The organism is Wolbachia endosymbiont (group B) of Chesias legatella (genome assembly GCF_964026945.1).
In the GTDB taxonomy this organism is placed as follows: Bacteria; Pseudomonadota; Alphaproteobacteria; order Rickettsiales; family Anaplasmataceae; genus Wolbachia.
On the sequence record NZ_OZ034711.1, the window covers coordinates 849,167 to 872,530 of the forward strand.

Here is a 23,364-nt window from a genome sequence, read left to right on the forward strand (position 1 = left end):
GGGAAGTAGAAAGAAGAATGATATAATTGTCTAAAAAAAAAGCAAAGATGTTTCGTATCAATCAAAAATTGTTGCCATATTTCAAAGGATTTAGCTTTTCAGCGGATGTTATCTGTATACATGAAATGTCGATTCTCTTTGAGCTATCGAGATTTGGAAGAAATGATGAGTATAAGGGGAGCAAAATGCTACGTTACAAAGGTGGGTTATCACGACTGATAGATGAGGCAGTAAGGAAAAGAAAGAAGCAGGTTGGTAGTAGTTGGAGAGACTTACATTAAATTAAACGGTAAATGGGTTTATTTATATACTGTAGACTTGTGTGTTAGTAGAGACAAGTCTGCAGCACTTGCATTCTTTCGTAAAGCCTTCAGGAGTAACTATCTTCCTGAGAAAATTGTAATTGATAAAAGCGGCAGTAATACTGCTGCTCTTGATGATTTGAATGCAGAAATTTCTGAAGATTACAGTTCTTCAAATAAAATATCTAAATAATATTGTTGATAGATTTATCAAAAAACTAATAAAGCCAATGCTTGGGTTTAAAAGCTTCCATTTCGCAAAGATTACCATCACAGGCATAGAAAATATTCGTATGATTCAAAAAAGACAAATTATTAAAATAATGTTTCTACTTTTGAGAATTTTGCTATGTTAATGGCTTCATAACTCCTATAATCCCACCTTTTTTCCTATGGTTTATAGATGCGACAGAACCATATAATATAACCAGTGTATTAGGTTACTATGTAAAAATGATTAACATAGAAGCTTTATCATCAAAATATTATTTACTTATTAGTTTAAAATACGTCACAATATAAAAATGAAAAATAGCCGATTAGCGGTAGTATTCGATTGGGATAATACCTTAGTTGATACTCAAGATAATATTTCTAATGCCATTAAGCATACTTTAGATTTGATGGGATCTGGCAGTAAAGTTATTGATAGAAATTCTCATGAATCAAGAAAGAGCTACATGGTCAATTTGTTTGGTGATCAGTGGAAAAAAGCGAATCAGATATATCAAAAATACCTAGATAATGCATTGTTACAAAATATTACTCTGAATGAAGGAGTAGAGAAAATGCTGCAGACACTGAAAAGCCACAATATTTACCTAGCGATAGTTAGCAATAAGAAAAATACTAATTTACGTCAAGAAGTTGCCTACTTTAAACTAGATTCTTACTTTGAAAGAATAGTTGGATCATGTGATACTGCAGAAGATAAGCCATCTGCAACTCCACTGCTATTTGCACTAGAGGAGAGTACGCTACCTGTAAATAGAGAAAATGTATTTTTTGTTGGTGACAGCATCACAGATATTCTATGTGCACAAAATGCAAATTGCTTACCTATTGTATACGGACAATCAATAAGAGGTTATGAAGATTTGTTATATTTTCAACATTTTAATAAACTTACAGAATTCATAGTAAAGTATTTGAAAGATAGGTGGTAATGACAGAGATCGCTAGTGTACACAGGCGCTTTTGCGCATATTTAATAGATGTAGCAATTTTATTAATTCCAACCTTACTAATTGTGTTGTCATTAGGGGATTTTCCATTAATTTTACATCTGTCATACATGTGTCTAAATTGTAGTTATTTCACATATTTTATATCTTCAAAGGCCCAAGCAACTCCAGGTCAACAGTTAATGAATATATATACTATCACTTTAGATAGTTCTAAAATAGGTTTGAGCTTAGCATTTGATCGCACTATCTCTCAGTTTTTCCTTCCTATGCTAAATAATTCAATTATCACCTTTATCAAACTTTTTCAAACATCAGTAAATGCTTTAAGTACACTAGAAGTGATTATAGTTATGCTTACCTTCAGTTGGTATTTAGTTGCTTGCTTCTCTCAGAGGAAACAGGCATTTCATGATGTGCTATTTGATACGATTGTTGTGAGAAAAATGAATTGATGTTGCCTTGATTGTTATGTAGATTACATTGGTATATTAGCTAAAGAAAGGTTATGAATAAAGAAATAGTAGAACATTTAAATAAATTACTTACAAATGAGCTGACTTCTGTACGCCAGTATCTTTTGCACTTTGCGATTCTTAAAGATAGCGGAATTAATAAACTTGCAGAAAAGATGAAAAACGAGCTTAATGAAGAACTTGAGCATGCAAATAGGCTAGCAGAAAGAATTTTACTGCTTAAGGGCATGCCAAATTTTCAAGATACAAATAAAATCTCAAAGTATGAAGGAAAGTTCACAAAAGATACAATGCAGAAAATCTTAGAAGATAATTCTAACTTAGAAGAAGAAGGTATCAAGGGCATCAAAGAGGCAATTTCCGTTGCTGAAAAAGAAAAGGATTTCGTGAGTGTAATGTTATTAGAAGGACTACTGAAAAATGAGGAAGAGCACTTACATTGGATCAAAGAACAGATTGACCTTATTGAGCTTATGGGTATTGAAAATTACTTGAGAACACAAATATAGAGTGTTAAGAAAAACAGTATTTATTTTCATTATACCTTTTTTACTTCTTTTTTCACTCGGGTTATGGCAGTTATTTAGATTGAGCTGGAAGAATAATATTATCAAAAATATGGATCTTCCAGTTATTCATCTACTGCCTAGTGATAATCTTTCAAAGTTTAACTACAGAAACGTTAAAATCGACGGAATTTTAAGTGATATAGAACTATATGTTTTCGCAGGTCAACGTGGCTATCATGTGCTGTCTCCTATGTTGCTTATCAATGGACATTACATGTTAATAAATAAAGGAATAGTCAGAGAAAAAAAAGAAGAAAAAGCAAAAATTGAAAAAGTAGCTGCTGATGGCGTTTTGTATTGTGATGGTAGCAAAAATTGGTTTATCAAAAATGATATTGCTTCAAATACGTGGTTTACCTTAAGTACAGAAGAAATCTCCAATGATCTAGGTATTAAGCTAGAAAAATGTATATTGTGGCAAGACAATTTTGGTGGCAAATTGACTATACAGCCAATAAAGCATCTTGAATACGCAATTACTTGGTTTGCACTTTCCTTGATTTGGCTCATTATGTGCGTATTTTACTATAGGCAAAATAGATATAAGTCGTAGAGAGGCAGTGTGGAAAAAGAAAAGCTGCAAATAGAAAAAATGCAACAAAGTGGAAGTAAATACTTATTACAAGAATTAATTGTATGTCAGTATTGTAAATATACTTATTGTGGAATAAATAATGCTAAGGGAGGAAAAAGTTACTATCGTTGTTCTAGAAAACGTTTTGGTGAATGTAACAGCAAATCAATACGCGCGGATATACTAGAAGAGGTAGTATGGGAAGAAGTTAAGATGGTAAGAGAGCACATAACGAAGGAAAAGTGTGATTTATCAGAGGCAGATTGGGAGACTAAACTTAATATAATTAGAAAATTAGTTCAACGCATTGAAATTGATGATGATAATGTACATATAGTGTTTCGATTAAAAGAACTCGCTCTCGAAAGACAAAAAGAAGATATTCAACCTTGTACCAGAATTATAAAGAATGTAGTGCTATCAAATGCAATAGGAATGCATAAAGTTAGCAATGCCCTGGCTGCAATATCAGTTGCAGTGAAACTTGGAATTAGTGATGAAGAGATTAAAAAAGGTCTTTTGGAATTTAAAGGAGTAGCAAGGAGATTTTCTTTAATTGCCGATATTAAAGGTGTTAAGTTAATTGAGGACTATGCTCATCATCCAAATGAAATACAAGCAACCCTGGCAGCAGCACGTTTGACCACTAAAGGAAAGGTAACAGGAATTATCGAGCCGCTTCGTTTTGCTCGTGTTCGTAATTTTTTTGATGAGTTCGTACGAATTTTCATGATGTTTGATTATGTAATTCTTACTCCTGTCCATCCTCCAGAAGATAAGCCTATTCCTGGCTGTGGAATTGATGATATAAAAAAAGCCTTGATCAGTAATGGGTTTAATGATGTGAAGATTATGAATGATGCTTTACTCATTTCACATTTTATTAGTAATTCGACAAGTTCAGGAGATGTAGTATTATTTATTGGTGCTGGTAGTAATATAGCTAAACTAGCAAGAGAAACTGCAAAGCTGCTGCTAGTAAAATAAACTTAAGCATTGGTGATTTATATGATAAAATTGTGTAGTAAAACTGGATCCCATTGTCTAGGCAAACAACTGTACAGACATTGCGATATGGGGATAGCTTCCATTAAGAATGGTGTCATCCCAGTGCCCAGACACTGGGATCCAGAAAACTTAACTTTAAATAAGTGGCTGTATAATAAAAACTGGATTCCAGTGTCAAGCACTGACCATCCGCTACTCAAATTACCTGTATATTGCAATGTTCGTACACTGAAATGTTACAGCGCTGGGGTGACATTTCCCGAACGTGAACACAATTGTGAATCTAGTGGAGGTTTAGCATGATGAAAAAGACGATCAGCAGTGTATTTGCAAGAGAAATTTTAGATAGCAGGGGTTACCCAACAATTGAGGTAGAAATAGAACTATGTGATGGAGCAACAGGTAGAGCCGCTGTCCCTTCTGGGGCTTCGACCGGTAAACTAGAAGCATTGGAGCTGAGAGATCAAGATGAAAAAAGGTATTGTGGTAAAGGAGTGCTGAAAGCTGTTCAATCTGTGAGTGGAGTGATAGCAAATAAAATCATTGGCATGGATGCAGCAAACCAGAGTGCAATTGATAAAGTTTTAATTGAACTAGATGGAACAAAAAATAAATCTAAACTTGGAGCAAATGCAACTTTGGGTGTGTCTCTTGCTGTTGCAAAAGCAGCAGCAAACAGCTTTAAAATGCCGTTATATAAGTATTTGGGAGTAGGGGAAGAGCAGATGCCAGTTCCGCTAATTAACGTCATTAATGGTGGAGTACATGCAGATAATAAACTCGATTTTCAAGAATTTATGATTCTTCCGGTTGGTGCTGAAACTTTCAGTGAAGCAATCAGAATATCTGCGGAGGTATTTCATAACTTGCGCAGCATTCTTAAGAAAAAAGGTTATAGCACAAACGTAGGAGATGAAGGTGGTTTTGCACCAGACATTGGTAGCACTGAAGAAGCTCTTAATTTGATAATTCAGGCTGTTGAATCTGCCGGTTATTCGATGAAAAATCACTTTGCACTGGGTCTTGATGTTGCTGCATCTACTTTTTATGAAGATGGAGTTTATAAATTTGAAAACAGAGAACTCACTTCAGAGGAATTGGTTCAGTATTATTTTGACCTTGTAGGCAAATATCCAATAATTTCTATAGAAGATGCAATGAATGAAGACGACTATGAAGGTTGGAAATTACTTACTGCAAAATTGGGAAGTAAAATTCAATTAGTCGGGGATGATTTATTTGTTACAAATTGTGAACTAATAAGTAAGGGAATAGAGGAAAAAATGGCAAATTCTGTACTAATTAAACCAAATCAAATAGGAACACTTACGGAAACTTTTGCTGCTATTGAAATGGCAAAATCAAATGGCTATAGGGCTATTATTTCGCATCGCTCAGGTGAAACAGAAGATACAACGATATCCCACATAGCGGTTGCATCGAATTGTGGACAAATCAAGACTGGCTCGCTGTCGCGTTCTGATAGGCTTGCAAAGTATAATGAATTGATGAGAATAGAAAGTTCATTAGGAGAAAATGCTAAATATTATCGTGAGTTGGCATGGATTTCATAGACGAAGTTAAATTATATTTAAAAGCAGGTGATGGTGGCGATGGTTGCGCGAGTTTTCGTCGAGAAAAATTCGTTGAATTTGGTGGCCCAAACGGTGGTAATGGTGGCAGGGGAGGAGACATAATTTTCATCAGTGATGCAAATCTCAACACTTTGCTTAATTTTCGTTGTCGAAGACACATTAAAGCGAGTAATGGAAAAAGTGGTACGAGTAGAGATAGATCTGGCACGGCAGGAAAAGATATTATACTTAAAGTTCCAGTTGGTACACAAATAATCGATGAAGAAAGTGAGGAAATAATAGTAGATCTTGATAAACCTGACATGGAATTTCAAGTAGTGCAAGGTGGAAAAGGTGGACTTGGGAATACCAATTTTAAATCTGCTACCAATAGGGCACCAAGACATTTTACCCATGGTCAGCCTGGCGAAGAAAGAAATATAATATTGAAGCTAAAAGTTTTATCTGATGTTGGCATTATTGGTATGCCAAATGCAGGTAAATCTAAATTTTTAACCCGCTGCTCGAATTCTGATACGAAAGTAGGCGATTATGAATTTACTACTATAAGACCACATTTAGGTGTAGCAAAAGTGGATTATAGCGAAATTGTAATAGCAGATATTCCTGGAATAATCGCTGATGCTCATCTTGGAGTTGGGCTCGGACACAAATTTTTAAAGCACATAGAAAGGTGCAAAATTTTACTGCATTTAATTGATGTAACGCGCGATGACGTTATCTCAGCTTATAATTGTACACATAATGAACTGAAGCTTTACAATAGCGATCTTGTTGAAAAAGAGGAAATTGTAGTGTTAAATAAATGTGACTTATTGGAAGAAACAGAAATTCTTGAGAAGAAGAATCATTTAGCCAATTATCTTGATAGAGAAGTACTGTGCTTATCAATCGACGATGATTTACAGCCCATTCTGAGGTTATTGAGTGAGAAAATGAAAAAAAGCGACCCTAAAAAAATTGATGTGTATGATCCTTTTAAGATGTGAATTTTTTATTTGACAATCAAAGTCTGGATTCCAGTGGGTAATTTTCCACAGTTGTCTGCATTTTTTGTTCCACAACTTATCTTTTTTTCGGCTTGTGCCATTTCTCACACTGTCTCTTGCTTTCTTGAACTCAGAAATTCAATAGCTACAAAAGCATTTGAGTAGTTTTTTGTTAAGAATTAGGCATAGAATCCCCCATATTTATTAATAAAGAACAGAAAAAATGTAACGCACATACGACAGAGATTAAGCATATGTGTGCACCCATGTGCGCTGAAGAAGATACGCTACATTCTTTACTTAGTTTGATTATTTGATAGAAAAGTCTGCAGACGAAGATAGATTTTGAGCTCTAAAAATACCTCTACTGTGAGTATACTAAGATTAGATAAATAGGCGAAGTAATTTTTATATTAGTTTTTTAGTTGCCAATCAATTTGGAGTTCAATAACTTGACATTTATTCAATACTACTGTATAATAAGCATGTGTATTTTTTATACACTATGGCAATAAAATTACCTTGTAATAGGTGTATTGGACCCGAGGGCAGTACTCGGCGCCTCCACCATATTTTTTGATTGATACGGGGGCGAGTAAGGATCGACATGCATAGTAAAGATGGTAGCTTTGCTCGGTTAGATACCACCGCTAAGAGTTCACAATTTAGATGCAAACGATAACTTTGCTGCTGAAGACAATGTTGCATTAGCTGCTTAATTTAGGCACTATAACTTCATTGCTATAAGCACGGTTTAGGGAACGCCGGGTAACAGAAGTTCCCCCAAACATGTAAGGGTTATATGGATAAAACAGATTATCAGAAGTCGCTTAGTTATGCTAAATTTCAAGTTATCAAAAAGGCTTTGAATACTATATTAGATAATGTTTTTACTCCTCACTTAGAAATAGTATTTTTTACGTGCTTTAATGGTGTTGTCATGCCAGACTACTTGAAAGAATCATACCCTACTCAAATGCTTATTATATTACAGCATCAATTTTTTGGTCTAAAAGTTCTTGAAGATAAGTTTAGCGTCAGTTTGAGCTTTCGTGGAAAACAAGAACAAGTCACTGTACCGTTTTTTGCTATTAGTGAGTTTCATGATAAAATTTCAGGAGATACTTTAGTATTTAGCGTTGATTCTGATAAAGAATATGAAAGTGAGAAATGTGCTGAAAAGTCATCAAATGGTAGTATTATATCTATAGATCAACTTTACGATAAGTAGTTACTTCATTTTATAAATAAAAGATATTGTATCTGTTCAGGATATCGACAAGACCATAGAGTAAAAGTGAGTTTATAACAAATGGTATCATTTGAGTAGCTGACATTGGCTTTCACATAAAAAACGTTGTAAAGCGCTTTCATGTTTACCAACGGTTCTGTCGCATCTATAAACCATAGGAAAAAAGCTGAGATTATAGGAGTTATGAAGCCATTAACATAGCAAAATTCTCAAAAGTAGAAACATTATTTTAATAATTTGTCTTTTTTGAATCATACGAATATTTTCTATGCCTGTGATGGTAATCTTTGCGAAATGGAAGCTTTTAAACCCAAGCATTGGCTTTATTAGTTTTTTGATAAATCTATCAACAATATTATTTAGATATTTTATTTGAAGAACTGTAATCTTCAGAAATTTCTGCATTCAAATCATCAAGAGCAGCAGTATTACTGCCGCTTTTATCAATTATAATTTTCTCAGGAAGATAGTTACTCCTGAAGGCTTTACGAAAGAATGCAAGTGCTGCAGACTTGTCTCTACTAACACACAAGTCTACAGTATATAAATAAACCCATTTACCGTTTAATTTAATGTAAGTCTCTCCAACTACTACCAACCTGCTTCTTTCTTTTCCTTACTGCCTCATCTATCAGTGGTGATAACCCACCTTTGTAACGTAGCATTTTGCTCCCCTTATACTCATCATTTCTTCCAAATCTCGATAGCTCAAAGAGAATCGACATTTCATGTATACAGATAACATCCGCTGAAAAGCTAAATCCTTTGAAATATGGCAACAATTTTTGATTGATACGAAACATCTTTGCTTTTTCTTTAGACAATTATATCATTCTTCTTTCTACTTCCCTACAAATGCGACAGAACCGAAAATATTCGTATGATTCAAAAAAGACAAATTATTAAAATAATGTTTCTACTTTTGAGAATTTTGCTATGTTAATGGCTTCATAACTCCTATAATCCCAGCTTTTTTCCTATGGTTTATAGATGCGACAGAACCGTTTTTATAGGATTGGGGCTAGAGAAAACTTGCATGTAAATGTATCAAGGTATAAAATTATAAATATTAAGAATGAATAGGTTAGTTATGAATCTTGTAACAAAATCCGCTATCGATTTTACTGCTTCGGCTGTTCTTGCTAGTGGAAAAATAGTTGATGATTTCTGTTTAAGTAAACATATAAAGGATAAGTATGCTGTCCTTTTTTTCTATCCACTTGATTTTACTTTTGTCTGTCCAACTGAGTTGATATCATTTAGCAACAAAATAGAAGATTTTTCAAAACGTAATGTTGAAGTGATAGGAATAAGTATAGATTCAAAATTTTCACACTATAAATGGCGAAACACTCCAGTTAATGATGGTGGTATTGGAGAGGTTAGCTACAATTTAGTGTCTGATATCAAAAAGTCTATATCAAGAGACTATGGGGTCTTATATGATGACTCAATTGCACTAAGAGCAACTTTTGTTATTGATGATAAGTTTGTTGTACGTCATCAATCGATAAATGATTTTCCTTTAGGGCGTAATATCGATGAGTTTATTAGAATTATTGATGCAATAAAACATAATGAAGAGCATGGTGAAGTATGTCCAGCAGGGTGGAAAAAAGGTAAGCCAGCAATGCAGGCAAGCGATGAAGGAGTGGCTGATTATCTAAACTCACACAGTGCAGAATTATAAATTGAGTACAAAAGTTCTTATTATTGGATCTGGAGCAGCGGGTTATGCTGCTGCTATATATGCAGCACGTGCAAATTTAGAGCCAATTGTAGTAACAGGAATGCAACCTGGTGGTCAGCTTACAATTACTACGGATGTTGAAAACTATCCAGGTTTTATTTCTATACAAGGTCCAGAACTCATGGAACAAAAGAGGTTGCATGCAGAGAAGGTGGGGGCAAGGATAATAGATGACGAAATAAAAAGCGTTGAACAACTTGAGGATTCTAATGAGTATAGATTTAGATCTTGTGGTAATGCTAGTGACTACTATTCGAATGCAATTATAATCGCAGCTGGTGCGCAAGCGAAGTGGCTTGGCCTGGAGAGTGAAAAGAAATTTCAAGGTTACGGAGTTTCGGCATGCGCAACTTGTGATGGTGCATTTTTTAGAAATAAAGTTGTAGCTGTGGTTGGTGGTGGAAATACTGCTGTTGAAGAAGCAATATTTTTAACTCGATTTGCTAAGGAAGTTATACTGATACACAGGCGTGATAAGTTAAGAGCAGAGAAAGTAATGCAAGACAGGCTCTTTAAAAATGATAAGATAAAGGTAATATGGAATCATACCGTAGAGCAGATTCTTGGAGAAGAAAATCCTAAAAAAGTTACTGGCATTACAATTAAATCGACAGACATCAATAAAACCCAGGAATTGAAAGTAGATGGAGTGTTCATTGCAATTGGGCATGCACCAAATACAGGTATTTTTAAGGGCTTTGTTGAAATGGATCAGCAAGGTTATATAATTACGAAACCTGGAACAACTCTAACCAGTAGGGCAGGGGTGTTTGCTGCTGGTGATGTTCAAGATAAGGTATATCGCCAGGCAGTAGTTGCAGCAGGTACAGGGTGCATGGCTGCACTTGATGCAGAAAAATTTTTGGAATCATAATTAGTTCTAAAATTTTTAACTAAATTACTTGCAATTTTCTTTGTTTTTTTTATAATTATGTCAATAAATTATAGGTTAGGGAGAATTTAGTATACTTTCGAGAAGTAATGTAGGTTTTAGAAGAAGTGTTGTTAATGATACAGGATTACGAGCTCAAAATCAAACAACTTCAGGACAATCAACAAAAAAATTATTTAAAGCTATTCAATTTCAAGGCACTGATGATGAAAGAGTAACACCTGAAGAAGCTTTGAATCATTTTCAACAAGCATTGCAAGAAGGTGCGGATGTTAATGCGTTTAATGAAGAAGGCATGACACCTTTGATATCTATAATTTATGATTTATCTGCAGGCTCTGAAACAGAAGAAGAAAAAGAATATCAGAGTATGATTAGGTTACTTCTACTTCACCGAAGCATAGATGTTAATATTCAAAAAAAAGGTGATGGCAATACAGCTTTGCATCTAGCAATGTCCTTTCAACAAAGGAAAGTGTTACAACTCTTACTAAGTCATACGAGAATAAGTATGTATCTACTAAATAAAAGACTTCAAGATCCTGAGAAATGTGCTAAAAAAAATCGTGCTGAGCATTTGATCATAGAAATACAAAAAGCAGAAACAGGAAAACAATTATTGAATGCTCTTTCTAACAGAAATATTGACCGAGCAAAAGAACTATTAAATCAAGAACTCAACCCTAATTGTTGGAAAAGAAATTCAAATGGAGAAATAGAAACACCACTTAGCCTGATTATCAAATCATGTTTACAAGGAATAACAGAAAGTAACGAAGAAGTATTGAGAAAACTTTTAAAACATAAGGAGCTAGATTTTAGTCAAATAAAGCCAATATCAGCTATAGAGCAAAATCCATGGGTGAAGCAAATAATTGAGCAAGTTATGAAAGAGCGATTAACTGATGCTATTAATAGAAAAGATTTGGATGATATAAAAAAATTAGTAGAAGATAATTGCTTTATGAATGATCAAATTGTTATTGAGTTGCTTAAAAGTTTTAATCCTGTCAGAGAATATCTAAATGGAAAATTCCCTGCAACTGTGGAACAGTCTTCAGCAAATGTACATAATGTTGCCCCGGAAATAAACGACGATTTGATTGCTCAAGAATTGCAGCAGCTCGAAAACCTTAGAAATGAGCTTGAAAGAACAAAAATTCGACTTAGAGAAAAAGAGCAAGAGTTGAATAGGGTTGTAAGTGAAAGAGACACTAACAAAATTTCACAGTTAGAAAGGGATTTTAGGCAAGAGAGATTAGAACTTCAAGCTCAAAATCAAGACTTAAAGAACAAAAACAGAAAACTTTCAGAAGCAAACATTTATAATAGAAGGCAAAGTAACTATGCCTCTGCTTCTTTTGTGTTATCTGGAGCGTTTGCTGTTGGTACATGTTTAACAATATCGAATTTAGAAATATGTATTTCACTTGCTGTAGCTGCACTTGTTTTCATTGCAATTGGGTGCTACTGTTCATATAAAGCAAGTACAGTACTGAGTGATGTGACAAGCACTGAATTTGGTAATGTTATCAGTTTAAGATAGAGTTAAGGTTTTTACTTCTTCTCTAAACTCTGCTGAAAGTTTTATACATCCTGAAAATACCTTGATAATTCGAGTGAATGTGAACCTGAGTGGTTTCAAGACTTAAATAGTTGTTGTAAACTTGCTTTTATTATCTTTTAGTTCAAGAAATTAAAAGTTTAACGATGAGAATTATAATTACAGACCAAAGTAAAAAGTAGGCTTTTCCATTTGATCTATTTTTCACCTGTAATTTTTTGTCAGCTATTAGGTTTAATTTTTCTATAAGGCTAAATATTCCTTGGATTGTTTTGATGGGATAAGAGCTTTTAATTTTTTCCCTATACCCTATTTTACTTTCATGTTGACTGTTTATCCATGTTTCAACTACTTTCCACATATTGATTTCTGGATAGACTTTCCTACATGTTCCTTCTAATAAAATCATAGTTTTCTGCAGCAATAACAATTGTGTTTGAACTTTCATATCAAAATCACCAGTTATTTTTAGTAGCTGAGTAAGTAATCGAGCAAATGAAATCTTCTGTATAGGCTGTCCAACAATGGGCTCACCTATTGCTCTGCAAGCTGTAACAAAATTTCTATGCTGTGATGGAACATAACCGGCTCTAAAGTGCATTTTTGCAACGTGATCATAATCCCTATTTAAAAAGCCTTTGAGTATCTCTATAACGTAATAGCATGTCTCACGATCTATTCTACCCATGATTCCACAATCCAGGGCAATAATATTGTTATTACTATCGATCATTAAATTTCCAGGATGCATATCAGCATGAAAAAAACAATCCCTATATACCTGATTACAAAAAGATTCTATAAGATTGATAGCTATTTGCTTTCGGTTATTCAGCTTTTCAACTTCGTATATTGGTATAGCTTCCATCCATTCTAATGTTAAAACCTTTTTTGAAGTTCTACTCCAATCTATTTCAGGTACGTAGAAACCTCTGTCATGTTTAGTATTTTCCTTCAGTTCCGAAGAGTGGGCAGCCTCAAAGCGCAGATCTAACTCTAATCGGCAAATTTCAGCAAAAGTTTTGACTAATTCAACTGGCTTCAGCCTTTTTGATTGTTCACTAAATTTTTCTGCAATTTCTGCAAGCCAAGAAAGCATTTTTATATCCCTTGAGAATGTTTTCTCAATATTTGGCCTCAAAACCTTTACAGCAACTTCCTTACCCTCAATTGTAACTGCTCTATGCACCTGAGAAATTGATGCTGCTGCAATTGGCTTTTCAGAAAAACTTGAAAAAATGTCGCTTAATTTACAATTAAACTCACTTTCTATAGTTTTAACTGCTATTTTATACGAAAATGATGGCAATCTATCACATATCAATAGCAAGTTATTTGTTATGTCCTCATTTAAAATATCAGTGCGTGATGAAATGGATTGCCCAAATTTAATGAACACCGGACCTAATCTTTCAAGAGCACGCTTTAGTTTATGACCTTGTATTTTATTTATTGATTTTTTTGATGGTGGAAGTAAATAAGGTAACACATTGTAGCGTGTTAGCACTGTAGTTATTTGCAGAAGACGTAGAATATTTTGAATCATTTCGCTGCGTAACTGCCAAATATTTCATTTATCTCCATAATTTCATCAGGTTTACCTTGATAATAGATAGTATTATTTATGCAAATTATGTAATCTGAGGATGGTAGAGCAGAGTTAAGGTCATGAGAAGTCATGAGAATCGACACTGATCGTTCTTTTGCGATTTTATTTATAATATCATAAAATTTAGCTCGTGCGTTAATATCCATTGCACTGACTGGTTCATCTAAAATGATCAAATCAGATTCTGAAATTAAACAGCGTGCAAGCAGCAGTAATTGTGTTTGTCCTGCAGAGATTTCTAATACTTGATTTTTTAGGATGTTACCGATACCAACCAATTCTATTGCTTCTGTAACAATGGGTTGATTTTTCTTCAATTTCTTCGAGGAGCTATTGAAAAGGAAAGACTCAACTGTTATTGGCATCAAATTACCAATACTAAAATTTTGTGGCATATAGCTAATTTTTATATTGTCAGCGAATACAATACTGCCAATAAAACCTTTATTTATACCAGCAACTGCTTTCACTAAAGAGGTTTTACCTCCGCCATTTGGACCAAGTATTGTAACTATATCTCCTCTTTGTACTGATATGTTGATATTATCAAGAACTTTTTTATTACCGTATGAAAGAGTAAGGTTTTCTATTTTTAGAATGCAGTTATTGACACTACTTAATTTTTTGGCAAAAATTGACTTCTTCTCAATATTTATATGAGACATTTACTGATTTTTTTTCTATTACTTTCACTTACACTATACTACAATAGTGCCTTTTCATCCAATTTAAAAATTGTAGCTACAATCAAACCTATACACTCACTTGTAGCTTCTGTTACAGATGGAATTTCAAAGCCAGAACTACTCATGTACGAAGTAGTGTCTGAACATAACTACATGCTCAGGCCTTCAGACGCAAGTAAATTAGAATCTAGTAATATTATATTTTATATCGATGATTCTTTGGAAACATTCATTAAAACTTTCGCTAAAGAAAATAAGAAGTTAATACCGCTATCAAGTGCAATCGATCTACTTCCTGCTCGACCACATTCATTTTCTAGTCACATTCAAGATGAAAAAGATTTGCATATTTGGCTGAGTCCTGAAAATGCAAAAAGTATGATACTTTCTATCAGTGCAACATTATCTAATATAGATAAAGAAAATGCCTATCGATACAATACTAACGCAGAGGAGGCTATAAGAAAGATAGACCAAGAAGTAGAAAAAATTACGAAAGAATTGGATGAGTTAAAAAATCAAAAATACATAGTTACTCACGATGCTTATCAATATTTCGAAAAATATTTTGATTTAAGTTACCCAAGCGCCATTCTTTCTATAGAAGAGGATTCTTACATAGGTATGAAGAGTTTAATGAAATTAAAAAAGGTAATGAAAGAGGAAAACGTTAAATGTATTGTTTCTCATTCACGAGAGGATAGCATAAAGCCTAATGTCTTTTCTAGTGACGTAAAAATGGTGATTCTTGATCCTATTGGATCAGATGTAGAGCCTGGAAAGGATGCATATCTAGATATAATCAGCAGCATTGCACAAAATTTCAAGTCTTGTTTCACTGAGTAATGAGTTCTTTTATCTATTCAGATAGCATTGCAAACTTAGTGCTTTCTATTCCAATCACAACTATACCGACATTATCTACCAGAAGTATATCATCCCAGTATCAAGTACTGGGATGACACCTTCTACTACGCAAATTACCACAATGTCCGCACGGCTATACACGTGATGCTAGAATTCTTAGCACACCTTTTGATTTATGAAAAATCAGTGTCTGCATTTACTTCTATTTTTTTATCTATTTTATTTTGCCATTTTACTGCTTACTCTGTATTCAAATTACATGAACCTTTTTATATTAGGCAAGCTCAGGTTATTTTTACGTTTATATATTGATCCGATCTAGTCCAATAAACCCTCTAAGGAAAACCCTTAGATTTTTGACCTACTAACGTGTGACACTTTAGGTTTTAGAGCGTTTTCTATGTTTTATACTTTATGTTTATTAATTGTGTAATGATCAACACTATGAGTTTCACCTTCCATTCCATTATATCTCTGAGCTCTATTATTAGAGTATAACTTGATTATAAACTATATATAACAATAAACTTACTTTAATTTTTCTTCTTTAAATAATACGTGTCTTCTGACCACTGGGTCATACTTCCTAAACTCGAGCTTTTTGGGAAGGTTCTTAGGATTACGTTTTTTTACACAAAAATAGCCTGTTAGTTTCTCTTCTCCAGTTTTTGTTGTTTTAGTTGCAGTGCTAACTAGCTTGACAAGCAAAGAAGCATTTTTTTTTGCCATAATTGTTAGTGATATAATAAACTCTATGCAAGTTTAGAACGCAAAACACTGAAAGTCAACCCAATAATGCAGGTCGCAAAATTCTTGACAATCAATAATATATTAAGTAGTATAAAAAGATTTCAGAATGAAAAGCAGACGGTAAATAAGTGGCGAGTGATGGCAAAAGGTTATTATTGATAGAAAGTACTACCTGTTCTAACGAGGTAAGGGTTGCCCTACTAGTTAATGGTAGGGTTGTAGAGTTTGAACAAGAATTCAAGGAAAAAAGACAATTAAGAGGTAATATATACGTTGCTTATGTAAAGCGTATAGAGCCTGCTTTGCAGGCCGTGTTCATTGAGTATGGAAAAAATAAGCAAGGTTTTTTGTCTTTTTCTGAGATATCTCTAAATTACTTTAATATTCCAGAAAAAGAGAAGGAAATTTTCCCTGACGAAGGCTATTCGAGCGGTGTGGACTGTTCAAATGATAATTGCACAGAAGAAGGCCTAGATTCTACAGCTAGTAATGAATCCAGCAGTGGTTTTGTGAGGGAGGTACCTTTACATAGAAAATATAAGTTACAAGATGTGATTTCAGTAAATCAAAAGTTATTGGTTCAATTAACTAAAGAAGAACGAGGAAATAAAGGAGCTTCATTTACAACATACGTAACTTTGGTCGGTAGATACTGTGTTTTCATGCCCAATTCCATAAGTAGGGGTGGAGTATCTCGCAGAATTGAAGATACCAACGTTAGAAAACAGTTAAAGGATATATTAAATTCAATAAATTTACCAAAAGGCTCAGGTTTAATAGTAAGAACTGTTGGTGCAGGAAAAAGTAAGAAAGAAATTGAGCAAGATTACGATAATTTGACCTTATTATGGCAAAATATCCAGCAAAACTTCTCTTCTTTAAATGTTCCATCATTAATTTACAACGAAGCAGATGTAGTTATGAGATCTGTACGTGACTTTTGTAGTAATGATACAGAAATTATAGTATCTGATAGAGAAGTTTGTGAAGCGGTAAGAAAATACACTAAAAATGTGTTACAAGGAAAATTATGTCCTAGGTTATATAGAGGCTCTGTTCCAATCTTTACTTACTATCGAGTCGAAGATCAAATTTCTGAATTATATAGCAATAGAGTAGAATTACCATCTGGTGGGTCTTTGGTGATAACCTTAACTGAGGCATTTGTTTCAATAGACGTAAATTCAGGGAAAATGACAGGAGAAGATAACATAGAAGAAACAGCTTATAGAACTAATATGGAGGCATTATCTGAAATATCAAGGCAAGCGAATCTCAGGGGCTTATCAGGGTTAATAGTTGTTGATTTTATTGACATGTTGAAACTTGAGTATTGCAAAAATGTTGAATTTGCTATCAAGCAGGCGTTTAAAGATGATAGAGCTAAAGTTCAATTTAGCTTTATCAATGACTTTGGTTTAATGGTCTTTTCAAGACAAAGAATTAAACCAAATATACAGGAAATTAATACTACAGAGTGCTTACGCTGTAAAGGTATTGGAAGAGTAAAATCAAACGAAGTGGTTGTTGCATCGATACTAAGGGATTTGCAACATATTGCTAATAAAAATCAAAATAAGTCCTTTGATTTAATAGCACGCAGTGCAGTTATAGCGCACATTTTTAATAATAAGCGTGATATCGTTTCTACAATCGAAAAAGAGTTCAATATTACATTAAATGTTAGTATTGATAATAGTTTAGATGCAGATACATTTATTTTAAAGCAAGGAGACCATATTAATTTTAATGATTATAAGCCATTGCAGAATTCTGGATGTCAAATTGTGAATAGCAGGGATAAAGAAGCTGGTAGTTCAGATAAACTACCGGGCAACTTTTGGTTAACTAAATGGCTTTCGCGCCTTTTGGGCTCTAACAACTAAACGGGACTTGTAATTAACGAGTTTTATACTTATATATTTTACATCAGATAATATTTAAAAGGGAGTATTCATTATGGGAAGAGCAATAGGTATAGATCTTGGAACGACAAATTCTTGTGTTGCAATAATGCAAGGTAAGGATACAAAAGTAATTGAGAATAAAGAAGGAGCAAGAACTACTCCATCTATAGTTGCATTTACTTCATCTGGAGAAAGGTTGATTGGTGCTCCAGCAAAAAGGCAAGCAACTACCAATGCAAGTAATACTTTTTTTGCAACTAAGAGATTGATAGGTCGCCAATATAGCGATCCTGAAATGAAGAATCTAGGTGTACCGTATAAGGTATTTGCAGCAAAAAATGGTGATGCATGGGTTAAAACAACTGATAGTAAAGAATACTCTCCTAGTCAAATTGGTGCATTTATATTGCAAAACCTGAAAGAAGCAGCGGAAGCTTATCTTGGGGAAGAAGTAAAGGATGCTGTGATAACAGTGCCGGCGTACTTCAATGATTCTCAACGTCAAGCAACAAAAGATGCAGGAAAAATTGCTGGATTAAATGTCCTCAGAATAATTAACGAACCAACTGCTGCAGCACTTGCTTATGGTCTTGATAAAAAGCACGGACACACAATAGTAGTGTATGATCTTGGTGGTGGTACATTTGATGTTTCAGTTCTTGAAATAGGTGATGGAGTTTTTGAAGTAAAGGCTACAAATGGTGATACTCACCTTGGAGGGGAAGACTTCGATAATGCAGTAGTGAATTATTTACTGGGTAAATTCAAGAAAAGTAATGGCATTGATTTGAAAAACGATCCAATGGCTATGCAAAGAATCAAAGAAGCTGCAGAAAAAGCAAAGGTAGAATTGTCAAGTGCAATGGAAACAGAAGTAAATCTACCGTTTGTTACAGCTGATGCAAGTGGCCCAAAACACTTAAATATGAAGCTAACAAGAGCAAAGCTTGAAAGCTTAGTGAATGATTTGATTGAAAGGACTATAATTCCTTGCAAAAAAGCTCTTGAAGATGCTGGTTTGTCTGCTAGTCAAATTGGTGAAGTAGTTCTTGTTGGTGGCATGACTCGTATGCCAAAAGTCATAGAGAAAGTTAAAGAATTCTTTGGCAAAGATCCACACAGAGGGGTTAACCCTGATGAAGTTGTAGCAATTGGAGCTGCAATACAGGCGGGAATCATTCAAGGTGATGTAAGAGATGTATTACTACTTGACGTAACTCCACTTTCTCTTGGTATTGAAACTCTAGGTGGAGTATTCACTCCACTTATTGAACGTAATACTACTATTCCCACAAAAAAATCTCAGGTGTTTTCAACTGCAGAAGATAACCAAACAGCCGTTACAATTAAGGTACATCAAGGTGAAAGAAAATTGGCGATTGATAATAAACTGCTTGGTCAGTTTAGTTTAGAAGGAATACCACCTGCTCCTCGCGGGGTTCCTCAAATTGAGGTGACATTTGATATAGATGCAAATGGAATAGCACATGTTTCTGCAAAGGATAAAGCTACTGGAAAAGAGCAAAAAATACGTATTCAGTCTTCAGGTGGTTTATCGGAGGATGAAATAAATCGCATGGTGAGAGAAGCTGAGGAAAAAGCACAAGAAGATGAAAAGCGTAAGAAATTTATTGAAGTGAAGAATCAAGCGGATAGTTTAGTTCATTCTACAGAAAAATCTCTGACAGAATATGGTGATAAAATTTCTCCAGAAGATAAATCTGCTATTGAAAATGCAGTTAATGAGTTAAAGGAAGTGAGTAAATCTGACAACATTGATGATGCTGATTCAATACAACAGAAAGTTACTAACCTCTCTCAGTTATCTATGAAACTTGGAGAAGCTATGTATCAAGCATCTCAGCAAAACAGTGCTGAAAATGGCTTTTCATCAGAAGGAAATCCAAATGATAAGGAAGAAAAAGTAGTAGATTCTGATTATCAAGACATGGATAATAAAGAAGAGAATAAGTAATTCGATTGTCATCCCAGTGCCCAGATACTGTGGGATGACAAGAGGAGCGTATTGTTGCTTAAAGGAACTATTGTGGATATTATTAAGACAATAGAAGAAAAATTACGCGATTCAATAGGTGTAATTGATATTAATATTATCGATGAATCAGCAAAGCATGTAGATCATTATTTTGCTTCTTCTTCGACACTACCTTCACATATCAAATTAGTATTAATATCTAACGACTTTTCTGGAATGAGCTCTTTAAAGAGGCATAAATTGATCTATGAATTATTAAAGAGTGAAATAGAACGAGTACATGCGATTTCTCTTCACTTGTATACGCAAAGCGAATACAATCTAAAAAATAAATAATAAAAATGTGAACGAAGAGTCTTTATTAGTTAAAGCAGGAAGAAAATTTAATGATTATAAAGGGTCGATGAACCCACCAGTTTATCATTCTTCTACTATATTATTTCCTACTTACAAGGACTACTTAAATGCAGCAAATGGAGAAAGTATATATGATGTAATCAATGATGGTGTTGCAAGGGATTACAGTTACAGTAATGTTGGTACGCCTACTGTTCATTATTTTTCAAATGCACTGGCTGAAATTGAGGGTAGGGGACAAGCACTCATCTACCCTTCTGGATTATTTGCACTTACTTTTGCTATTTTGACTTTCACTAAAGCAGGTTCACATGTCCTGATACAAGATAATAGTTATTATAGGCTAAAGAGATTTGCCGAAAATGAGCTACCAAAAAGAGGAGTAGAAGTAACTTTTTATGATCCAACACAGGATATAACTGATTTAGTTCAGAGTAATACTTCACTCATCATGATTGAGACTCCTGGTTCTATAACGTTTGAGATTTCAAATATAGAGCATATAGTAAAAGTTGCTAAAGCACGTGGAATCGTAACCGTTTGTGACAATTCATGGGCCACTCCTTTGTTGTTTAAGCCGCTTGATTATGGAATTGATGTTGCACTATACGCGGTGACAAAGTATCTAGCCGGTCACTCAGATCTAGTGATGGGAGCTATGGTTGCTGAAAGTAAAATTTTTAAATTGCTTTATGAGAGCTATAAAAATTATGGAGTCACCATTCAATCGCATGACTGTTACCTTGCACACAGGGGACTTAGAACACTGCAAACACGCATGAGGAAGCATCAAAGTACAGCAATGCAAGTAGCAAAGTGGCTGGAAAAACATCCAAAAATCAAAAGAGTTTTGTATCCAGCACTTCCCTCCCATCCTCAACATGAATTATGGAAAAGTTATTTCAAAGGGGCAAGTAGCGTATTTAGTATAGTACTCGATAGAGAATATTCATGTGAAGAACTAGGCTGCATGGTTGATCACATGAAAGTTTTCGGCATTGGTGCTTCTTGGGGAGGATGTGACAGTTTGATATTACCAGTAGACCATAGATCTATGTCAAGATCTGTAATGAATTCAGATTATGGTGGAAGTTTTGTGCGAATATTTTGCGGACTAGAAGATCCTGAAGATTTGATTTTTGACTTGAATACTGCATTAATAAGACTGCCATGTTCAAGTGTTAAAGATGATTGTGAGACTGAAAGAGCTACTGCATAACATTGTAAATGCTGACTTTGATATTGAAATCAAAGGCGTCACATGTAATCCTAAGAGAGTTAAAGAAGGTTACCTTTTTGTTTGTGTGTCAGAAAAGAGTAAAGAACACGTAACATGTCTTCCTAATGGATGTGTACACAACTGTGTAGACGTTGTAATACAAGGGGCCAAGAAAGATGTCATCCCAGTGCTCAGACACTGGGATCCAGAAAATTTAATTGTAAACAAGCATACTAGACAATTGTATAATGAAAACTGGATTCCAGTGTCCGCTACTCGAATGACAAGTACTCCAAGTTTTGCAGTGCTTTACCACTCGGACCCTCAAGGAATATACAGTGAAATAGTCAGCAGGTTTTATCAATTCAAACAACCTAAATATATTGCTGCTGTAACTGGTACGAATGGTAAAACTTCAGTAGTGGAGTTTTGTCGCCAGATTTGGCAAGATAATGCAGCGTCTATAGGAACACTGGGAACATGTGTCAATAATAATAGAAAAGATAATAGCCTTACAACGCCAAGTGCAGATGATCTTTATTCCACATTGCGTGACATAAATAATAAGAACGTAGAACACTTAGCATTAGAAGCTTCAAGCCATGGAATCGATCAATACAGAATCCATGGACTCAGGCTCAATGCTGCAGCTTTTACTAATTTCTCTCAAGATCATTTGGACTATCACAAAAGTATCGATGAGTATTTTGAGGCCAAGAAAAGGTTGTTTGATGAGGTATTGCCAAAAGAAAAAACAGCGATTTTAAATGCAGATATAGGCGAATATGGAGAGTTGCTCAACATAGCTGAAAAGCGTGGCAACAAAGTTATAACCTATGGAAAAAAAAACTCTGACATTACTTTATTAAAGCAGATACCCACTGCCAATGGTCAATACCTGACAATTCAAATCGGTGATGAAATTTATAACGCATTTTTTCCGATTTTTGGGCAATTTCAAGCATATAATTTGTTGTGTGCAATCGGTATAGTTATTTCATCTGGTATGGACTATCAAAGAATGTGTATAGATAAACTCGCTTCTCCATCTGGAAGAATGGAAAAAGTGAACACTTTTGCATTTGTCGATTACGCTCATACTCCAAGTGCACTCAAACAAGCTCTGTTGTCTTTAAAATGGCACTTCAATAAAAAGATAGTTCTAGTGTTCGGTTGTGGCGGGAATCGTGATCAAACAAAACGTGCAGAGATGGGTAAAATAGCACAAATGCTTGCAGGTAAAGTTATAGTCACAGATGACAATCCGCGTGATGAAGATCCGGGGAAAATTCGTCACGATATTTTGTTACATTGCCCTGATGCACTGGAGATAGGAGATAGAAAAAAAGCTATAGAGAAAGGTATAAATATAGCACATGATGAAAATATGATTCTGCTAGTTGCAGGAAAAGGACATGAAAGATTCCAAATAATAGAAGGCCAATCCCTTGAATTTAGTGATGTTGAAGTTATTAGAGAGGGCCAAAAATTTGCTACTGCTGTTTTGCTCTCTCCTTCATCCAACGCCTGAATGGCTTTTTTCCTTAAGTCATAACTGTACGCTGCTGGCATTTTTACCTTCTTGTTACACTAAATCACTATCTTATCTTGTTCCTACTATTATGAGAAGAGCTATACAAGGATATGAAAGTGGAGATTGTGGTTACAAGATTAGTGAGAGAATATAGAAAAATTGAGGATGAAATATTGCGTGATATAGTTCATTTAGTGATAAAGGCTCTTACAGGTATAGTAGCGCTTCATAAGTAAGAATATTTTTACAAAGAATTTAATAATCACAATTTAGGCAATGATGAA

21 protein-coding genes, 1 other RNA gene and 2 pseudogenes are annotated in these 23,364 nt (G+C 34.3%); 20 read left to right on the forward strand and 4 right to left on the reverse strand.

Translation table 11 applies throughout. The features are described 5' to 3' along the window. Positions 1-47 precede the first annotated feature (47 nt). The 11 genes and pseudogenes from AAGD65_RS03870 (at position 48) to AAGD65_RS03920 (ending at position 7,928) form a co-directional block, all read left to right on the forward strand. Positions 48-669 (forward strand): annotated as a pseudogene (locus AAGD65_RS03870) (IS6 family transposase). 157 nt (positions 670-826) lie between these two features. Next, positions 827-1,468, forward strand: coding sequence for an HAD-IA family hydrolase (locus tag AAGD65_RS03875; protein ID WP_341810885.1), 642 nt, complete (start codon positions 827-829; stop codon positions 1,466-1,468). Beyond that, positions 1,468-1,941 (forward strand): RDD family protein, encoded by a 474-nt coding sequence (locus AAGD65_RS03880; RefSeq protein ID WP_264682759.1) that lies wholly within the window; start codon positions 1,468-1,470, stop codon positions 1,939-1,941. The genes AAGD65_RS03875 and AAGD65_RS03880 overlap by 1 nt, the downstream gene beginning before the upstream one ends. A 53-nt stretch (positions 1,942-1,994) precedes the next feature. Then, a complete protein-coding gene (gene bfr / locus AAGD65_RS03885; protein ID WP_007302660.1) occupies positions 1,995-2,471 on the forward strand; it encodes a bacterioferritin in 477 nt (158 codons plus the stop codon). A 1-nt stretch (position 2,472) separates the two neighbouring features. Continuing rightward, positions 2,473-3,084 carry an SURF1 family protein gene (locus tag AAGD65_RS03890; RefSeq protein ID WP_264682762.1) on the forward strand — a complete coding sequence of 204 codons (612 nt, stop codon included), beginning with the start codon at positions 2,473-2,475 and terminating at the stop codon, positions 3,082-3,084. A gap of 9 nt (positions 3,085-3,093) precedes the next feature. After that, positions 3,094-4,092 carry a glutamate ligase domain-containing protein gene (locus AAGD65_RS03895; protein WP_264682764.1) on the forward strand — a complete coding sequence of 333 codons (999 nt, stop codon included), beginning with the start codon at positions 3,094-3,096 and terminating at the stop codon, positions 4,090-4,092. A gap of 123 nt (positions 4,093-4,215) precedes the next feature. Beyond that, on the forward strand, positions 4,216-4,416 hold the full coding sequence (locus AAGD65_RS03900) for a WPE palindromic element domain-containing protein (protein WP_341810886.1): 201 nt from the start codon (positions 4,216-4,218) through the stop codon (positions 4,414-4,416). Then, positions 4,413-5,687, forward strand: a complete 1,275-nt coding sequence (eno, locus tag AAGD65_RS03905; protein WP_264682768.1) for a phosphopyruvate hydratase — start codon at positions 4,413-4,415, stop codon at positions 5,685-5,687. Before AAGD65_RS03900 ends, eno begins: the two co-directional genes overlap by 4 nt. Further along, positions 5,675-6,697 carry an Obg family GTPase CgtA gene (cgtA, locus tag AAGD65_RS03910; RefSeq protein WP_264682770.1) on the forward strand — a complete coding sequence of 341 codons (1,023 nt, stop codon included), beginning with the start codon at positions 5,675-5,677 and terminating at the stop codon, positions 6,695-6,697. The genes eno and cgtA overlap by 13 nt, the downstream gene beginning before the upstream one ends. Positions 6,698-7,145: 448 nt before the next feature. Next, positions 7,146-7,485: a transfer-messenger RNA gene (ssrA, locus tag AAGD65_RS03915) on the forward strand. A gap of 14 nt (positions 7,486-7,499) precedes the next feature. Next, positions 7,500-7,928 (forward strand): ClpXP protease specificity-enhancing factor SspB, encoded by a 429-nt coding sequence (locus tag AAGD65_RS03920; protein ID WP_264682772.1) that lies wholly within the window; start codon positions 7,500-7,502, stop codon positions 7,926-7,928. A 202-nt stretch (positions 7,929-8,130) separates the two neighbouring features. Here AAGD65_RS03920 and AAGD65_RS03925 read toward each other — a convergent pair. Continuing rightward, a pseudogene (locus AAGD65_RS03925) lies at positions 8,131-8,752 on the reverse strand (IS6 family transposase). A gap of 287 nt (positions 8,753-9,039) precedes the next feature. Here AAGD65_RS03925 and AAGD65_RS03930 point away from each other — a divergent pair. The 3 genes from AAGD65_RS03930 (at position 9,040) to AAGD65_RS03940 (ending at position 12,137) form a co-directional block, all read left to right on the forward strand. Further along, the gene (locus AAGD65_RS03930; protein ID WP_010401485.1) at positions 9,040-9,639 is read left to right on the forward strand and encodes a peroxiredoxin; all 600 of its coding nucleotides are present in this window, start codon (positions 9,040-9,042) and stop codon (positions 9,637-9,639) included. Then, on the forward strand, positions 9,626-10,573 hold the full coding sequence (trxB, locus tag AAGD65_RS03935) for a thioredoxin-disulfide reductase (protein WP_264682645.1): 948 nt from the start codon (positions 9,626-9,628) through the stop codon (positions 10,571-10,573). Before AAGD65_RS03930 ends, trxB begins: the two co-directional genes overlap by 14 nt. A gap of 250 nt (positions 10,574-10,823) precedes the next feature. Further along, on the forward strand, positions 10,824-12,137 hold the full coding sequence (locus AAGD65_RS03940; RefSeq protein ID WP_264682646.1) for an ankyrin repeat domain-containing protein: 1,314 nt from the start codon (positions 10,824-10,826) through the stop codon (positions 12,135-12,137). A 142-nt stretch (positions 12,138-12,279) separates the two neighbouring features. Here the strand turns inward: AAGD65_RS03940 and ubiB are convergent, their stop codons facing one another. Both ubiB and AAGD65_RS03950 read right to left on the reverse strand, forming a co-directional pair. Continuing rightward, entirely contained in the window at positions 12,280-13,701 is a 1,422-nt protein-coding gene (gene ubiB / locus AAGD65_RS03945; protein ID WP_264682647.1) for a 2-polyprenylphenol 6-hydroxylase, read from the reverse strand. Beyond that, positions 13,698-14,429, reverse strand: coding sequence for a metal ABC transporter ATP-binding protein (locus tag AAGD65_RS03950; protein ID WP_264682648.1), 732 nt, complete (start codon positions 14,427-14,429; stop codon positions 13,698-13,700). The genes ubiB and AAGD65_RS03950 overlap by 4 nt, the downstream gene beginning before the upstream one ends. On the opposite strand from AAGD65_RS03950, the gene AAGD65_RS03955 reads away from it, so the two are divergent. Beyond that, positions 14,421-15,296, forward strand: coding sequence for a zinc ABC transporter substrate-binding protein (locus AAGD65_RS03955; RefSeq protein WP_264682649.1), 876 nt, complete (start codon positions 14,421-14,423; stop codon positions 15,294-15,296). The two genes, AAGD65_RS03950 and AAGD65_RS03955, sit on opposite strands and share 9 nt — an antisense overlap. 549 nt (positions 15,297-15,845) lie before the next feature. Here AAGD65_RS03955 and rpmG read toward each other — a convergent pair. Beyond that, a complete protein-coding gene (rpmG, locus tag AAGD65_RS03960) occupies positions 15,846-16,046 on the reverse strand; it encodes a 50S ribosomal protein L33 (RefSeq protein ID WP_012481745.1) in 201 nt (66 codons plus the stop codon). A gap of 149 nt (positions 16,047-16,195) precedes the next feature. Between rpmG and AAGD65_RS03965 the strand changes: the two genes are divergently transcribed. The 5 genes from AAGD65_RS03965 (at position 16,196) to AAGD65_RS03985 (ending at position 23,077) form a co-directional block, all read left to right on the forward strand. Then, positions 16,196-17,953 (forward strand): Rne/Rng family ribonuclease, encoded by a 1,758-nt coding sequence (locus AAGD65_RS03965; protein ID WP_341810887.1) that lies wholly within the window; start codon positions 16,196-16,198, stop codon positions 17,951-17,953. Positions 17,954-18,026: 73 nt separating this feature from the next. Then, complete coding sequence (gene dnaK, locus AAGD65_RS03970; protein ID WP_341810888.1) at positions 18,027-19,949, forward strand: molecular chaperone DnaK; 1,923 nt, start codon at positions 18,027-18,029, stop codon at positions 19,947-19,949. A gap of 72 nt (positions 19,950-20,021) precedes the next feature. Further along, positions 20,022-20,306, forward strand: a complete 285-nt coding sequence (locus AAGD65_RS03975; protein ID WP_264682652.1) for a BolA family protein — start codon at positions 20,022-20,024, stop codon at positions 20,304-20,306. 7 nt (positions 20,307-20,313) lie between these two features. Further along, the gene (gene metC / locus AAGD65_RS03980) at positions 20,314-21,546 is read left to right on the forward strand and encodes a cystathionine beta-lyase (protein ID WP_264682653.1); all 1,233 of its coding nucleotides are present in this window, start codon (positions 20,314-20,316) and stop codon (positions 21,544-21,546) included. Beyond that, positions 21,515-23,077: a Mur ligase family protein gene (locus tag AAGD65_RS03985; protein WP_264683425.1), complete on the forward strand. Its 1,563-nt coding sequence runs from the start codon at positions 21,515-21,517 to the stop codon at positions 23,075-23,077. Before metC ends, AAGD65_RS03985 begins: the two co-directional genes overlap by 32 nt. Positions 23,078-23,364: the final 287 nt, after the last annotated feature.

Coding starts and splice junctions, on each gene's coding strand:
- AAGD65_RS03920 (WP_264682772.1), top strand. CDS start 7,500: ATGGATAAAACAGATTATCAGAAGTCGCTTAGTTATGCTAAATTTCAA.
- AAGD65_RS03985 (WP_264683425.1), top strand. CDS start 21,515: ATGATTGTGAGACTGAAAGAGCTACTGCATAACATTGTAAATGCTGAC.
- dnaK (WP_341810888.1), top strand. CDS start 18,027: ATGGGAAGAGCAATAGGTATAGATCTTGGAACGACAAATTCTTGTGTT.
- bfr (WP_007302660.1), top strand. CDS start 1,995: ATGAATAAAGAAATAGTAGAACATTTAAATAAATTACTTACAAATGAG.
- rpmG (WP_012481745.1), bottom strand. CDS start 16,046: ATGGCAAAAAAAAATGCTTCTTTGCTTGTCAAGCTAGTTAGCACTGCA.
- cgtA (WP_264682770.1), top strand. CDS start 5,675: ATGGATTTCATAGACGAAGTTAAATTATATTTAAAAGCAGGTGATGGT.
- AAGD65_RS03930 (WP_010401485.1), top strand. CDS start 9,040: ATGAATCTTGTAACAAAATCCGCTATCGATTTTACTGCTTCGGCTGTT.
- eno (WP_264682768.1), top strand. CDS start 4,413: ATGATGAAAAAGACGATCAGCAGTGTATTTGCAAGAGAAATTTTAGAT.
- AAGD65_RS03950 (WP_264682648.1), bottom strand. CDS start 14,429: ATGTCTCATATAAATATTGAGAAGAAGTCAATTTTTGCCAAAAAATTA.
- AAGD65_RS03955 (WP_264682649.1), top strand. CDS start 14,421: ATGAGACATTTACTGATTTTTTTTCTATTACTTTCACTTACACTATAC.
- ubiB (WP_264682647.1), bottom strand. CDS start 13,701: ATGATTCAAAATATTCTACGTCTTCTGCAAATAACTACAGTGCTAACA.
- AAGD65_RS03875 (WP_341810885.1), top strand. CDS start 827: ATGAAAAATAGCCGATTAGCGGTAGTATTCGATTGGGATAATACCTTA.
- AAGD65_RS03880 (WP_264682759.1), top strand. CDS start 1,468: ATGACAGAGATCGCTAGTGTACACAGGCGCTTTTGCGCATATTTAATA.